The sequence below is a fragment of the Streptosporangium vulgare genome, from assembly GCF_042428775.1.
Taxonomy (GTDB): Bacteria; Actinomycetota; Actinomycetes; order Streptosporangiales; family Streptosporangiaceae; genus Streptosporangium; species Streptosporangium vulgare.
Window position 1 is genome coordinate 182,050 of the sequence record NZ_JBHMBS010000008.1, and the last position, 12,839, is coordinate 194,888.

A 12,839-nucleotide genomic window follows, 5' to 3' on the forward strand; every position below is an offset into this window, starting at 1 on the left:
GAGGGGGCGAGAGTCGGCGTGAGAGTCGGCGTGAGAGGGGGCACGGTCACCGGCGCGGGCCGCGAGACCGGCTTCTCGCGGTCCCAGGGCCGGGTCTCGTCTCCCTTGATGCCGGTGATCAGTGCCGGGTCTCGTCTCCCCTGACACGGGTGATCAGCGTCCGGTCTCGTCTCCCCTGATGCCGGTGATCAACCGGATGAGCTCGGCGCGCAGGGCCTCGGGGTCCTCCACGCGGTCGGTGACGATCCGCTCCACGACGTCGCTCGTGATGAGCTCGGTGTACGTCCCCTCGCCGAGCGGGGTGCGGGTGACCACCACGCGGCGCCGGTCGGACGGGTCGCGTTCCCTGCGGACGTGGCCGTCGCGTTCGAGCCGGTCGAGTACGGGGCGGATCGTCTGTTCCTCCACGTAGGTGCGCGCCGCGAGCTGCCGCTGGGTCTGCGGGCCCTCGCTCAGCGCGTTGAGCGTCATGAAACCCGCGTGGGTGAGGCCGCGCTCGGCGAGCACGGAGTTCCACTCCCGTTCGACCAGGCGCGCGGCGACCAGGAGCAGGCGCCCGGTCGCCCAGGAGGCGTGGTCGTCCATGAGTCCCCATCTGTCGCTGCCCGATGAGGGGCCCCGGCCGGTGGGGGTCCCTCGGTGGAATTCCGCTCGCAGGAGCCCGGTGACGTTCCCTCCGGTGGAGCCCCGCTCGCCGGAGCCCTGCGAAGTTCCCTTCGGCTGAGCCCCCTTCACCGGACTCCCGTTCGGCGGACTCCCGCGCCGGGGTCCTGTCCGGTGGGGTCCCGCGTGCCGGGGTTCCGTTCGGCGGAGTCCCGTTCCGTGAAGTCGCGCTCGGGGGGACTTCGTTGAAGTGGAGTCCCCCCGAGCACGTTAGCCGTTCTCGTGGGTGTTCAGTGGCCGCCGAACCAGCCGGGGACGTCGAGTCGGAAGACGTCCTCCGGGGTCACGGCGCGCAGGTCGGACTCCAGGGCGCGCAGGCGGTCCTCGCCGAGGGTCCTCGCCCAGCCCGCGCGCAGGTCCTCGAAGATGCGCGCCGACCGGACGAGGCTGTCGACGCCCCGCTCGGTGAGCCGCACGATCTTGCGGCGGGCGTCGCCGGGATCGGAGCCGCGCTCGACGTAGCCCAGCTGTTCCAGGGTGTCGACCGTCTTGCCCGCCGCCTGTTTGGAGACGCCCAGCCGTCGGCCGAGTTCCACGGCCGTGGTGCCCTTGGAGCCGATCGCCTGCAGGACGAAACCATGCATCGGCCGCATGTCGGGGTGTCCCTGGCGGGCGAGCTCCGCGTGGAGCTCGTCGATGAGCACCCGGAAGCCGAGGAAGAGCCGGAGCGGGAGCTCGAAGCCCGGAGGGTCGGCCGTCACGATCGCCTCCCGGCTCGCTGTTTCGACAATGGTGTTGTCGAGCTTAGGGACTACCGCCGTGCCCTGTCACCCGCGACGCGGTGGTCGTGTGTCCGTCAGGGAGGACCGGGCGGTCGCCGTGTCCTGTCACCCGTGGCACGGTGGCCTTACGTCGGTGACGAGGCTGGGCGGTCACCGTCGTTCATGGACACGGTGGTCGTGCGTCCGTGACGAGGACCGGGCGGTCGCAGGCCCCGCTCGTTCGCGGCGTGGAGCTCTCACCGCGCGCGGCCGTCGGGGCGGCGTTGGTCCTGGAGCCACTTGTCGGTCTGGCGGGTCGCGTTGGGCGCGCTGGGCGTGCCGGGAGAACGGCGGGTGGCGCGGGTCTCGGTCACGGTGAAGTCGGCCACCACGTGCCGGTTGTGCAGCAGGAAGCCGACGACGCCCGCGATCGCCTGCACGCTGTCGCCCGCGCGGGCGCGGCCGGTGAGGAGGTAGACCAGCGGCGTGGACGGCTGGTCGAGGGCGAAATGACGGCCGTGGTGGTGCGCGTCCTGAAGCGTTCTGATCGGGATCGGCCGCGAGGTGGTGAACCACGCGGCGACCTCCCAGAAGGGATTCGACGTGTCGGGGTCACTGGACTCCTCGTAGCAGGTCGTGCAACCCCGGCGAGCGTCCTGCCCGTGGGGGCACGCCCAGGCGGCGAGGTCGTGCGGCATGCTGCGCTCGGACATGAGCTGACCGTACCTTCCCGTACCGGGTGACCGGCCGTTCCCCCGCTCCCACGCGCCGGGTGCCGTGTTTTCCCCGGCGGAAACACCGGCGGAAACACCGGCGACGACAGGGGGGAGACGCCGGTGGAGGCACCGGTGTTTCCGCCGGGGGACGCCGGGCCGTGGTGAGGGCCGCCACCCCCTTCCTGCCGCCGGAAATGGCCAGTGGACCTTGATGGAGTCGCGGATTCTTTTGGGATACCTTCTTTCCTGTTCTGCGCACACTGGGGTGCGCGTCCGATGGTTTCCGTGGATTCATCGTGAGCGCGCCGCGCCCCCTCACCCCGGCGCCGCGCCGTCCCGGCGTACCCGTGGAGACGTCGTCACAGGGGGATGAGGCCATGTCCGTCGCCGATCTGTCCGATGCCAGGCGGGATCTGCTCAGGCGCAGGCTCCGGGGCGAGGCCGTCGAAACCGAACGCCCCGAGATCCCGCGCAGGCCCGAGGGCATGCCTCCCCCGCTCTCCCCGGCCCAGGAGCCCCTGTGGTTCATGGAGCACTTCACGCCGGGCACGTCCACGTACACCCTCCCGGTCGCGGTGCGGCTGCGCGGCCCGCTCGACGTCGACCGGCTGCGCGACCTGCTGGTCACGCTGACGGACCGGCACGAGAGCCTGCGCCACCGCTTCCCCGCGACGGAGGACGGGCGGCCCGCCGTCCACGTCGTTCCCGCCGCGCCGGTGCCGCTGCGCCTGGCCGAGGCCGCCACGGACGCGGAGGCCGCCGAGCTGATCGGAGCGGAGAGCGCCGAGCCGCTGGACCTGGCCGAGGGGCCGCTGCTGCGCGCCACCCTGATCAGGATCGCCGACGACGAGTACGTCCTGGCGCTGTTCGTCCACCACATCGCCGCCGACGGGCAGTCGACCCAGCTGCTCTTCGCCGACCTCCTCGCGCTGTACCGGGGAGACGCCCCCGCCGCGCCCGCCGTCCGGTACGGGGACTTCGCGCTCTGGCAGCGCGAGCGGTCGTTCGAGCGCGAGCTGGCCTTCTGGCGCGGGGAACTGGCCGGGCTGCCCCGCGCGGAGCTGCCCTCGGACCGCCCGCGCCCGCCCCGGCTCACCTTCGACGGCGCCTCCCACGTCCACCGGCTCGACCCCGAGCTGGTCACCGCCCTGACCGAGCTGGGCGCGGCGCGCGGCGCGACCCGCTTCATGACCCTGCTCGCCGCCTTCCAGGTGCTGCTCGCCCGCTACAGCGGCCGGGACGACCTCGCCGTCGGCACGCCGGTCGCCGGGCGGACCAGGGACGGGCTGGACGACGTGGTCGGCATGTTCGTCAACACCCTCGTGCTCCGCGCCCGCCTCGACGGCGACCCGGGCTTCGCCGACCTCGTCACCCGCACCCGGGACGTGGTCGTCGACGCCCTCGACCACCAGGAACTGCCCTTCACCCGGCTGGTCGACGCGCTCGACGTGCCGCGCGACCCGAGCAGGCAGCCGCTGGCCGACGCGCTCTTCTCCATGCACGACTTCGCCGTCGCCGCGGGCACCGCCGGGGACCTGGCGGCCGAGGACTTCACGATGGCGCCGGGCTCGGCGCGCTACGACATCGAGCTCTACCTCGTCCCCGCCGCCGACGGCGGCATGACCGCCACCTTCACCTACCGGACCGCGCTGTTCGACGCCGCGACCGTCGAGCGCATGGCCGGGCACCTGGAGAACCTCCTGCGGGACGCCGTCGCCAGGCCCGGCGTCCCGGTGAGCGAGCTGGAGCTGCTGGGGGAGGCCGAACGCCGTCTCCTCACAGAGGAGTGGAACGCCACGGCGGCCGGCTTCCCCGACGGCGCGACGCTGCACGGCCTCGTCGAGGCACAGGTGGCGCGGAGCCCCGAGGCCCCCGCGGTCACCTTCGGGGGCGAGTCGCTGACCTACCGGGAGCTCGACGAGCGGGCCGCCGGGGTGGCCCGCGTGCTGCGCGGCTCGGGGACGGGGCCGGGATCGCTGGTCGCGGTCTGCGCGGAGCGGTCGGCGGAGCTGGTGACCGCGCTGCTGGGCGTGCTCAAGACGGGGGCGGCCTACGTGCCGCTCGACCCCGACCATCCCGCCGACCGGCTCGCCTTCATGCTCTCCGACGCGGGCGCCGCCGTGGTGCTGACCCAGCGGCACCTGGCGGACCGGCTGGCCGGGCACGGCGCCACCGTCCTCGCGCTGGACGACCCCGCCGTCTGGACCGCCTCCGGGGACGCCGAGGACGTTTCCGAGGACGTCGAGGACGGCTCTGGGGACGCTGAGGACGTTTCCGGGGACGTTGGAGTCGTTTCCGGGAACGTCGGGGACGCCTCTGGGAACGTCGCCTCCGGGGATGTCGAGGACGTTTCCGGGGACGCCGAGGGCGCCGGGGCCGTTCCGGGTGGTGTGGGCGACCCGGGTGCGGCGGCGTACATGATCTACACCTCCGGGTCCACGGGCAGGCCGAAGGGCGTGCCGAACAGCCACCGCGGCATCGTCAACCGCCTCGACTGGATGCAGAAGCGCTACGGCCTGACGCCGGACGACGTCGTCCTGCAGAAGACGCCCGCCGGGTTCGACGTGTCGGTCTGGGAGTTCTTCTGGCCTCTCATGACGGGCGCCAGGATGGTGCTGGCCGAGCCCGGCGGGCACCGCGACCCGGCCTACCTGCGCGACCTGGTCGCCTCGGAGGGCGTCACCACGACGCACTTCGTCCCCTCGATGCTCGGGATCTTCCTGTCGGAGGACGGCGTACGGGACCTGATCTCGCTGCGGCGCGTCATCTGCAGCGGGGAGGAGCTCCCGGTCGACCTGGCCCTGCGCTGCCTCGCGACCCTGCCGGGCGCCGAGTTGCACAACCTCTACGGTCCCACCGAGGCCGCCATCGACGTCTCCTCCTGGCACTGCACCGCGGAGGCGCTCGCGGGCAGGACGAGCGTGCCGATCGGCGCGCCGATCCAGAACATCGCGCTGCACGTGCTCGACCCGCACCGCCGCCCGGTGCCGGTGGGCGTACCCGGCGAGCTGCACATCGGCGGGGTCGGCGTCGCCCTCGGCTACCACCGGCGGCCCGAGCTCACCGCCGAGCGGTTCTTCGCCCTCGGCGACGACCGTGTCTACCGGACCGGAGACGCGGCCCGGTGGCTGCCCGACGGCACGATCGAGTTCCTCGGCCGCCTCGACGACCAGGTCAAGCTGCACGGCCTGCGGATCGAGCTGGGAGAGATCGAGGCGGCGCTGCGGGAGCGCGCGGGGGTGCGTGACGCCGCGGTGATCGTCAGGGAGGACGTGCCGGGAGACCGGCGGCTCGTCGCCTACCTCGTCGCGGACGAGCCGCCGGAGACCGCCCGGGTGCGGGTCGCCCTCGGCGGCACCCTGCCCGACTACATGGTCCCCTCGATGTTCGTCACCCTGGACGCGCTGCCGCTCACGCCGAACGGCAAGCTGGACCGCAAGGCCCTGCCCGCCCCGGAGAAGCCGGGCGCCGCCGAGTACGTCGAGCCGGAGAACGACGCCGAACGGGCGATCGCCGCCGTCTGGGAGCAGGTGCTCTCGGTGGAGCGCGTCGGCGCGGGAGACGACTTCTTCGACCTGGGCGGCAACTCGCTGCTGGCGATCCAGGTCGTGGCCAAGCTGCGCAAGGCCCTTCCCGAGGGCAGCCTGCAGGTCGGCCTGGTGGACCTGTTCTCCTTCCGTACGGTGAGGGAGCTGGCCGGGTTCGTCGGCGGCCCCGGCGGCGGCGGGGTCCGTCCGCTGCTCCAGCGGCTCACCCCCCGGCGTACGGTGACGCGCAGCTACGTCTGCGTCCCGTACGGCTCGGGCAGCGCGATCGTCTACCAGCCGCTCGCCGACGCGCTCCCCGACGACCAGGCGCTATACGCCGTCGCGATCCCGGGCAACGACGTCGGGCTGGACGAGGAGCCCGAGGACTTCGACGAGGTCGCCAGGCGCTGCACCGAGGAGATCCTGCGGACCGTCGAGGGCCCGGTCGTGATCTACGGCCACTGCGGGGTCGGCGCGGGCCTCGCCACCGAGCTGGCCAGGCGCGTGGAGGCGGCGGGACGCGAGGTCGAGGCCGTCTACATCGGGGCGATCTTCCCCTTCGCCCGGCCCCGCGGCCTGATGCGCACCCTGTCGCGCATCGGGGAGTTCGAGAGCCTGCGCCGCAGCCAGGGCGACATCAACTGGCTCAAGGCGCGGGGCGTCGACCTGGAGGAGCTCGACCCGGGGGTGGCCGACCGGATCGTCCGCACGATGCGCCACGACGGCAAGGCGGCCGAGAAGTACTTCACCGACCTGTTCGACACCCCCGACCGCGTCCGGCTGCGCGCCCCGATCGTCTCGGTGATCGGCGAGCGCGACCCGGCGACCGACTTCTACGAGGAGCGGTTCAGGGAGTGGCACTTCATCGCCGACACCGCGGCCCTGGTCGTCCTCGACGAGGGCGGGCACTTCTTCCTGCGCTACCGGGCCGGGGAACTGGCCGGGATCCTGCAGGTCCACGACCGGCTGGACGCGCCCCCGGAACGCGGGCCCGACGACACCTGGTGGGTCCACGGGGTCGCCAGGACGTCGGACCCGAAGGCCGCGAAGGATTCCGTGCGGCCGAGCATGGGGCGTTTCCTCACCTTCTCCGCGGGCCAGCAGATATCCATGATCGGTTCCGCGCTCGTCGGGTGGGCGCTGCCGCTCACGGTGCTGGTCGACTCGGGCTCGGTGACGCAGTTCTCGATCCTGGCCGTGCTCAACCTCGCGGGGCTGCTGATCTCGCCGCTGGCCGGAGCGATCGTGGACCGGGGCGACCGGCGCCGGGTGATCCTGCTGGCCGACTGCGCCTCGGCCGCCATCCAGGCGGTGCTCGCCGGGATCATCCTCTTCGGTGACCTGCGACTCTGGCAGATCTACCTGCTGGTCATCTCGCTGTCGGTCGCGAGCAGCTTCCAGCGGCTGGCCTACAACTCCGCGGTCCCGCAGCTCGTCCCCAAGCACTACCTCGGCCACGCGATCGGGGTCACCCAGATGGCGGGCGGCGTGGCACAGCTGGTCGTCCCCCTGATCGCCGCCGGTCTGCTGGCCTGGATCGGGCTGGGCGGCATCGTCGCCATCGACGTGGTCAGCTACGTCTTCGCGATCGCCGTCGTGCTCCTCGTCCGCTTCCCCGACACGCTGCCGTGGCGGCCGAGGGAGCCGCTGACCACCGAGATCGCCAAGGGGTTCGGCTACACCTGGAACGAGCGGGGCCTGCGCTCGATGCTCGTCTTCTTCGCGGTGCTGAACATCTTCCTGTCACCGCTCATGCTGCTGGTGTCCCCGCTGGTGCTCTCCTTCGCGACCCTCGCCGACGTCAGCCGCATCTCGGTGGTGAGCGGCCTCGGCGTGCTGCTCGGCGGGCTCACCATGGCGCTGTGGGGCGGGCCGCCCAAGCGGCGTTTTCGGGGGGTCCTCATCGCGACGCTGGCGATGGCCGGGGGGAGTGTGGTCGTCGGGTTCAGCCCGTCGCTGGTGACGATCGGGGTCGGCGCGTTCGCGCTGACCTTCTTCCTCACCGTGATGAACTCGATCTACACCACGATCGTCCAGATCAAGGTGCCCTATCGCTACCACGGCCGGGTCTTCGCGCTGAACACCCTGGTCGCCTGGTCGACCCTGCCGATCGGCATGGGGCTGGTGGCCCCGCTGGGCGCCGCCCTGCTCGACCCGCTGCTCGTCCCCGGCGGCCCGCTCGCCTCGACCGTCGGCGCGGTGATCGGGGTGGGACCCGGCCGGGGCATCGGGCTGCTCTACCTGGTCTGCGCTCTCGGGATGGTGCTGGTCGTCGCCGGTTCGCTGCGGGTCAGGAGGCTGGTGCGGCTCGACACCGAGATGCCCGACGCCCTCCCCGACGATCAGGTGGGACTGGAGGCGATCGAGGCCCGCCGCGCCGTGGTGAACGCCTGACCGCGCTCCCGGACGACCCGGCCGACGAGTGGCCGGGGCGTCCTGGAGCGTCACCGGGGAGTCTCGCGGGGAAGCGGTACCGCGAGTGTCTTCGGGCGCGGTGCTGGGAGTGGTGCCGGGCGGGATCGGACGGGAACGGTGCGGGCGGTCAGGGGCGGTCGAGATAGGCGTTCAGGCCGCCGAGGTCCTTGTTGGCGATGAACACCGCCGCCACGAAGAGGGCCTCCTCCGCGTGCGTTGTGCAGGCCCACGCCGAGTCGCCCCAGCCGTCGGCGATCTTGAGCTCGGCGGGTTCGGGGCACTGCCGTCCCGAGCCGCCGAGCTGGCACAGCGCGGGGTGGCCGGTCTCGCGTTCCTCGGCGGCGACCTGGCGCAGCCGCTCGACGAGCGCGGCGGTCACGGTGCCGCGATCGTCGGCCTCCTCGCGCAGCCGCCGCTCGGCGCGTATGGCGTGGATGGTCGCCAGGCGCAGGTCCAGGTGCCGGCCGGCGAGCGCGGCGAGCCCGGTCAGCACCGCCAGCTGCGTGGCGGTGGCCTCGCGCGGGCGCCGGTCCATGACGTTCACGGTGCCCAGCCGATGTCCCCCGGCGGTGACGATCGGGGCGGCCGCGTAGAACCGCAGCCCCAGCTCCCCGCGGACCAGCGGGTGGTCCAGGGTACGCGGGTCGGCCGCGGCGTCCCCCACGACGTACGGGCCGTCCGCCAGGACCGCCGAGGCGCACAGGCCGGGCTCGACGCCTACCTGTTCCACCCCGTCCAGCCCATGGGCGGCGGCGAACCACACCCGTTCGTCGTCGACGACGCCGACCGTGGCGATGGGCGCCTCGAACACGGTCGCGGCCAGCTTGGCGATCTCGTCGAAGGTTCCGTCCGAGGGGGCACCGAGGATCTCGTACTCCCGCAGCGCGGCCAGCCGCCCTGTCCCGGCGTCGTCACCGGGAGACGGCCGTCCGGTTGCGGTGTCGTCCGTATGAGCTGATTGTCCGATCTCGGTGTCGTCCGCGGGATCCGGTCGTCCGATCCCGGTGCTGTCCGCGGGAGCCGGTCGCGCGGTCTCCGCCTCACCTCCGGGGGTGGGCGCGGCCGGGGGCGATCCGCTGTTCGCGGCGGTGGGCGGGTCGGCGGGCGCCGACGCGGATGGAGAGGCAGACACCAGGACCGCTTCCGGTAGGGGGACGGGCGGGAACCGCGGGACGTCGAGGTTCTCCATGGCATGACCGTAAACGGTCTTGTCAAACATCCCGAATCGACACCGGGTCTTGCCGGCGGGTTCCGTCATGTTTCGTTCGAACATGACGATGGCTCCAGGGCGGCAGGGGGCTCGCCGTAGCTACCGGAACATCAACATATTTCGTTGTTTCTGCAGTTCATCGGGAGGAAGAAGTGATCTTGAGGGCGTTTCGCGGGCTCCGGGGCGGGCATCGGACCGGTCTGGGGGTCATCGAACGGGGGGACGCATGACGCGCGGGTTCGACGCGTCCGCTCACTACGGGCGGCGCATCGCCGACGTTCACGACGACGGTGTCACGGTGGAAAGGCGCCCCGAGGCCGCGAGCGGGCCCCCGGCGATTGTCGGCTTCCCTGTGCCCCCGAAGTCCCCGAAGTCTCCAAAATCCTCTACGTCCTCGATGTCCCCGAAGTCCTCGCCGCCCCTGTCGCCTTCGTCGTCCTCGTCATCCCTGTCGTCTTCATCGCGTTCGTCGCGTTCGAAGCGGGACGACCTCCCGAGTCCGCAGGGGCCACGGGTTCCCGGCAGGGCTCCGGCGCTGCCCGCCGTGCGAGGCCCGATCACCTCCCTGCTCTTCGAACGGCTGGTACGCCCGCCACACCGCTTCGGACTCCTCTCGCTCCCGCTCCTGTCGTTCCCGGCGCGTTTCGCGGGTCCGGCCCTCGTGGACGAGGACGTGCAGCTGGCCCTCTTCGTCTGCTACGAGCTGCACTACCGGGGCTTCGACGGCGTGGACGACCGATGGGAGTGGAACCCCTCCCTGCTGGAGGTGCGGGAGATCCTGGAGGCGCGGTTCGAGGAGGGGCTCGCGCGGGCCGTACAGTATCCGCCCGGTTCGCGGCCCGAGCAGACGCGCCAGGCCCTGGCCGAGCTGGTGGCCGCGGCCGTCGACGGGCCCGACCTGGCGGGGTTCCTCCGGCGACAGGCCGACCTGGAGCAGTTCCGCGAGTTCGTCGCGCACCGCTCGATCCACCATCTCAAGGAGGCCGACCCGCACACCCTGGCGATTCCCCGGCTGAGCGGTCGCCCCAAGGCCGCGCTGGTGGAGATCCAGGCGGACGCGTACGGCGGCGGGAGGGCCGAGCGGATGCGCTCGGAGCTGTTCAGGGCCACCATGCGCGGGCTGGGCGTGGACGACTCCTACGGCGTCCACCTCGACCGGGTCCCGGCGATCACACTGGCCGTCTCCAACGCCATGTCGCTGTTCGGGCTGCACCGGCGCCACCTCGGGGCGCTGCTGGGCCACCTGGCGGCGGTCGAGATGACCTCCTCGGCGTCCAACCACCTGTACTCGCTGGGCCTGCGCAGACTGGGCGGCGACGAGACGACGAGGCGTTTCTACGACGAGCCCGCACGCGCCGGCGCCGTGCACGGGCAGATCGCCGCCGTCGACATGTGCGGCGGGTTCGCGGCACGGTATCCCTCGCGGGCCGGTGACGTCCTGTACGGGGCGGTCTGCGCCCTCACCCTGGACCGGCTCTTCGCCGAGCACGTCCTGGGCCACTGGCGGCGCGGCACCTCCTCGCTGCGGGAGGCGGGCGCGGCGACGAGATAGTGACCGAGACCTCACTTCGGTCCCGATCCCCGCCTCGCCCCCGCCACCCGGCCTCGATTCGCGCCCCGTTACCCGGCCTCGATTCCCGGTCTCGCTCCCGTCGCCCGGTTTCGATCCTTGGCCTCGATCTCCGCCACCCGGCTTCGCCCCCACCCGGCCTTGATTTCCGGTCTCCCCCCGCTGCCCGGTCTCGAACCCGGCCCCGTGGCCGGTCGTCGCCGACGAGAGCGGCGGGGGAGAAGCACGCCTCAGCCGCCCTGCCCCCGCATGGCCTGGCGGATCACGTCGCGCGTCCGGTCCACGATCGCCAGGGGCGGCCCGAACAGCAGGTTCATGACCATCGACTCCGTACCCGGGTGCGGGTGGGTCGGGGCCAGCGCCTCGGCCGCCTTCACCCCGGCCGCCATCGCCCGGCGCTCGGCCACGCTCGTCCGAGCGCGCAACTGGGCGAACTCGTAGCGCTCCTCGGCGCGGGCGTGGGCCAGCACCGCCGCCCGCAGTATCTGGAGGTGCGCGGAGAAGCCGGGATGGTCGATGCCCAGCTTCTCCAGGTCGGCGAGCATCTGCTTCGCCTCCCTCTCCTCCGCGAGGCGGTCGCCGACGACCTCGTCACCGTCCTCGATCTTGAGGCGCGCGTAGGGGTGCACGACCTCCTCCTCGGCGGTCTCGTGCACCGCCAGCATCCGCACGAGGCGCTCGAAGGCGTCGGCCCGCGCCGCCCCGGTGGCGGATTCCTCGACCTCGTCGAACAGATCCCTGATTATCGCGTGCTGGCGCACCAGCAGGTCCACGACGTCGTTCTCGCCCATCAGCTCGGGCATGGTATGGCGGTCACTCATGAGTCCCCCTGTCGTCTACAGGTTCGGGTACCCCCACCTGGGCACCGAAACCCGAGGACCGTCGTGGGGCGCGGACGCGGCGGTGCCACGGGCGGGCGTACGCCGGGAGCCGCGCCCATCACGCGGACCGCCGTCAGACGGTGATCCACTCGGTGACGACCGTCGCGTCCCCGAGACGGCAGCGGAGGCTGAGCGGCCCGGCGGGAACGTCGTCGTAGATGAACCTGCCCAGATCGTCGGCCGTCAGCGTGACCGGACGGCCCCCCAGGACCTCGACCTCCACGTGGCGCGGCGGCATCAGCTGGCCCACCACCCGCCCGCCGGTGGCGGTCACGGTGACCTCCAGGTCGACGGTGAGCCCCGCGCCCTGGAAGGTCAGCATGCGCGGCTGCCTCTCGCCCCGCACCTGCGCGGACCCGCTCAGCGAGTCGAAGACCAGCTCGGCCAGCTCCGCGTCGAGCGTGCGCAGCGTGTACGCCTCGACCGCGACCTGCATGAGATGCGAGGGAACGGGATCGAACAGCTCGACGGCGCGGCGCAGCTCCGCCTCCAGCTCGTCGTCGCTCATCGGAAACTCCGCGCTCATTGGAAACCCCGCCTGCCCAGGAGGACGCGCAGCCGTCGAAGGCAGCGCTGCCTGATCGGCCCGATGCTCCCGACGGCGATGCCGAGCGTCGCCGACACCTCCTGGTAGCTGAACGGAGGTGACGCCGTGAGCAGGCGCAGCAACCGCTGGCAGCTCTCACCGAGTTCCTGGAAAGCCTGCCAGGTCGCCCGCGCCCGCTCCCGCTCCCTCGCGGCGTCCTCCGAGTCGATCACCGCCTGCTCCGGGGTGCGGTCGTCGGCGGCGCGGTCGAACACCTCCGGGTCGCCGCTCGGCGAGACCCGCCGGGCGGCCCTGATCACCTTGATGCACTCGTTGCGCGCCGTGCTGGCCAGCCACGCGCCGACCTTGTCCGGCTCGCGGATCCGCGTGAGGTTCTGTGCGAGCCGGAACCAGGTCGTCTGGTAGACCTCCTGCGCGTCCGCGTCCCTCAGCCCGTGAGCGCGCACGACGGACCACACGAGGGGGCTGAGACCTTCCACCAGGGATTTCCATGCCGCTGCGTCGTCGGTGTCCACCGCGGCGCGGAAGAGGATGCCGATCGATTCTCGGTCCACGGTGACGTCCCCTTGCTTTCGGGACTGTCATCGTACGCCGGAGGGCCGATCCGCC

General features: G+C 72.3%; 9 protein-coding genes. 2 read left to right on the forward strand and 7 right to left on the reverse strand.

Annotated elements, in window-relative coordinates; all coding sequences use genetic code 11:
- Nucleotides 1-153 precede the first annotated feature (153 nt).
- From ACFFRH_RS18960 to ACFFRH_RS18970, 3 genes are all read right to left on the reverse strand, one after another.
- On the reverse strand, nt 154-585 hold the full coding sequence (locus ACFFRH_RS18960) for a MarR family winged helix-turn-helix transcriptional regulator (RefSeq protein ID WP_386158205.1): 432 nt from the start codon (nt 583-585) through the stop codon (nt 154-156).
- Between the two features lie 308 nt (nt 586-893).
- Entirely contained in the window at nt 894-1,364 is a 471-nt protein-coding gene (locus ACFFRH_RS18965; RefSeq protein WP_386158208.1) for a MarR family winged helix-turn-helix transcriptional regulator, read from the reverse strand.
- A gap of 257 nt (nt 1,365-1,621) precedes the next feature.
- Entirely contained in the window at nt 1,622-2,077 is a 456-nt protein-coding gene (locus ACFFRH_RS18970) for a hypothetical protein (RefSeq protein ID WP_386158211.1), read from the reverse strand.
- A gap of 380 nt (nt 2,078-2,457) precedes the next feature.
- Here ACFFRH_RS18970 and ACFFRH_RS18975 point away from each other — a divergent pair, with 380 nt between their 5' ends.
- Nucleotides 2,458-8,001, forward strand: a complete 5,544-nt coding sequence (locus ACFFRH_RS18975) for a non-ribosomal peptide synthetase/MFS transporter (RefSeq protein WP_386158214.1) — start codon at nt 2,458-2,460, stop codon at nt 7,999-8,001.
- A 148-nt stretch (nt 8,002-8,149) separates the two neighbouring features.
- Here the strand turns inward: ACFFRH_RS18975 and ACFFRH_RS18980 are convergent, their stop codons facing one another.
- A complete protein-coding gene (locus ACFFRH_RS18980; RefSeq protein WP_386158217.1) occupies nt 8,150-9,154 on the reverse strand; it encodes a GAF domain-containing protein in 1,005 nt (334 codons plus the stop codon).
- Between the two features lie 622 nt (nt 9,155-9,776).
- Between ACFFRH_RS18980 and ACFFRH_RS18985 the strand changes: the two genes are divergently transcribed.
- Entirely contained in the window at nt 9,777-10,784 is a 1,008-nt protein-coding gene (locus ACFFRH_RS18985; RefSeq protein WP_386158220.1) for an iron-containing redox enzyme family protein, read from the forward strand.
- 248 nt (nt 10,785-11,032) lie between these two features.
- Here ACFFRH_RS18985 and ACFFRH_RS18990 read toward each other — a convergent pair whose 3' ends face one another.
- The 3 genes from ACFFRH_RS18990 to ACFFRH_RS19000 all read right to left on the reverse strand — a co-directional run bounded on the left by ACFFRH_RS18990 (nt 11,033) and on the right by ACFFRH_RS19000 (nt 12,784).
- Nucleotides 11,033-11,623 carry a hemerythrin domain-containing protein gene (locus ACFFRH_RS18990; RefSeq protein WP_386158223.1) on the reverse strand — a complete coding sequence of 197 codons (591 nt, stop codon included), beginning with the start codon at nt 11,621-11,623 and terminating at the stop codon, nt 11,033-11,035.
- A gap of 133 nt (nt 11,624-11,756) precedes the next feature.
- A complete protein-coding gene (locus tag ACFFRH_RS18995; protein ID WP_386158225.1) occupies nt 11,757-12,191 on the reverse strand; it encodes a hypothetical protein in 435 nt (144 codons plus the stop codon).
- A gap of 14 nt (nt 12,192-12,205) precedes the next feature.
- The gene (locus ACFFRH_RS19000) at nt 12,206-12,784 is read right to left on the reverse strand and encodes an RNA polymerase sigma factor (protein WP_386158228.1); all 579 of its coding nucleotides are present in this window, start codon (nt 12,782-12,784) and stop codon (nt 12,206-12,208) included.
- Between the last annotated feature and the right edge of the window lie 55 nt (nt 12,785-12,839).

What these genes read in the sequence shown, in the direction of transcription:
- ACFFRH_RS18990 (WP_386158223.1), bottom strand. Translation starts at nt 11,623, where the DNA reads ATGAGTGACCGCCATACCATGCCCGAGCTGATGGGCGAGAACGACGTC.
- ACFFRH_RS18960 (WP_386158205.1), bottom strand. Translation starts at nt 585, where the DNA reads ATGGACGACCACGCCTCCTGGGCGACCGGGCGCCTGCTCCTGGTCGCC.
- ACFFRH_RS18975 (WP_386158214.1), top strand. Translation starts at nt 2,458, where the DNA reads ATGTCCGTCGCCGATCTGTCCGATGCCAGGCGGGATCTGCTCAGGCGC.
- ACFFRH_RS18995 (WP_386158225.1), bottom strand. Translation starts at nt 12,191, where the DNA reads ATGAGCGACGACGAGCTGGAGGCGGAGCTGCGCCGCGCCGTCGAGCTG.
- ACFFRH_RS18970 (WP_386158211.1), bottom strand. Translation starts at nt 2,077, where the DNA reads ATGTCCGAGCGCAGCATGCCGCACGACCTCGCCGCCTGGGCGTGCCCC.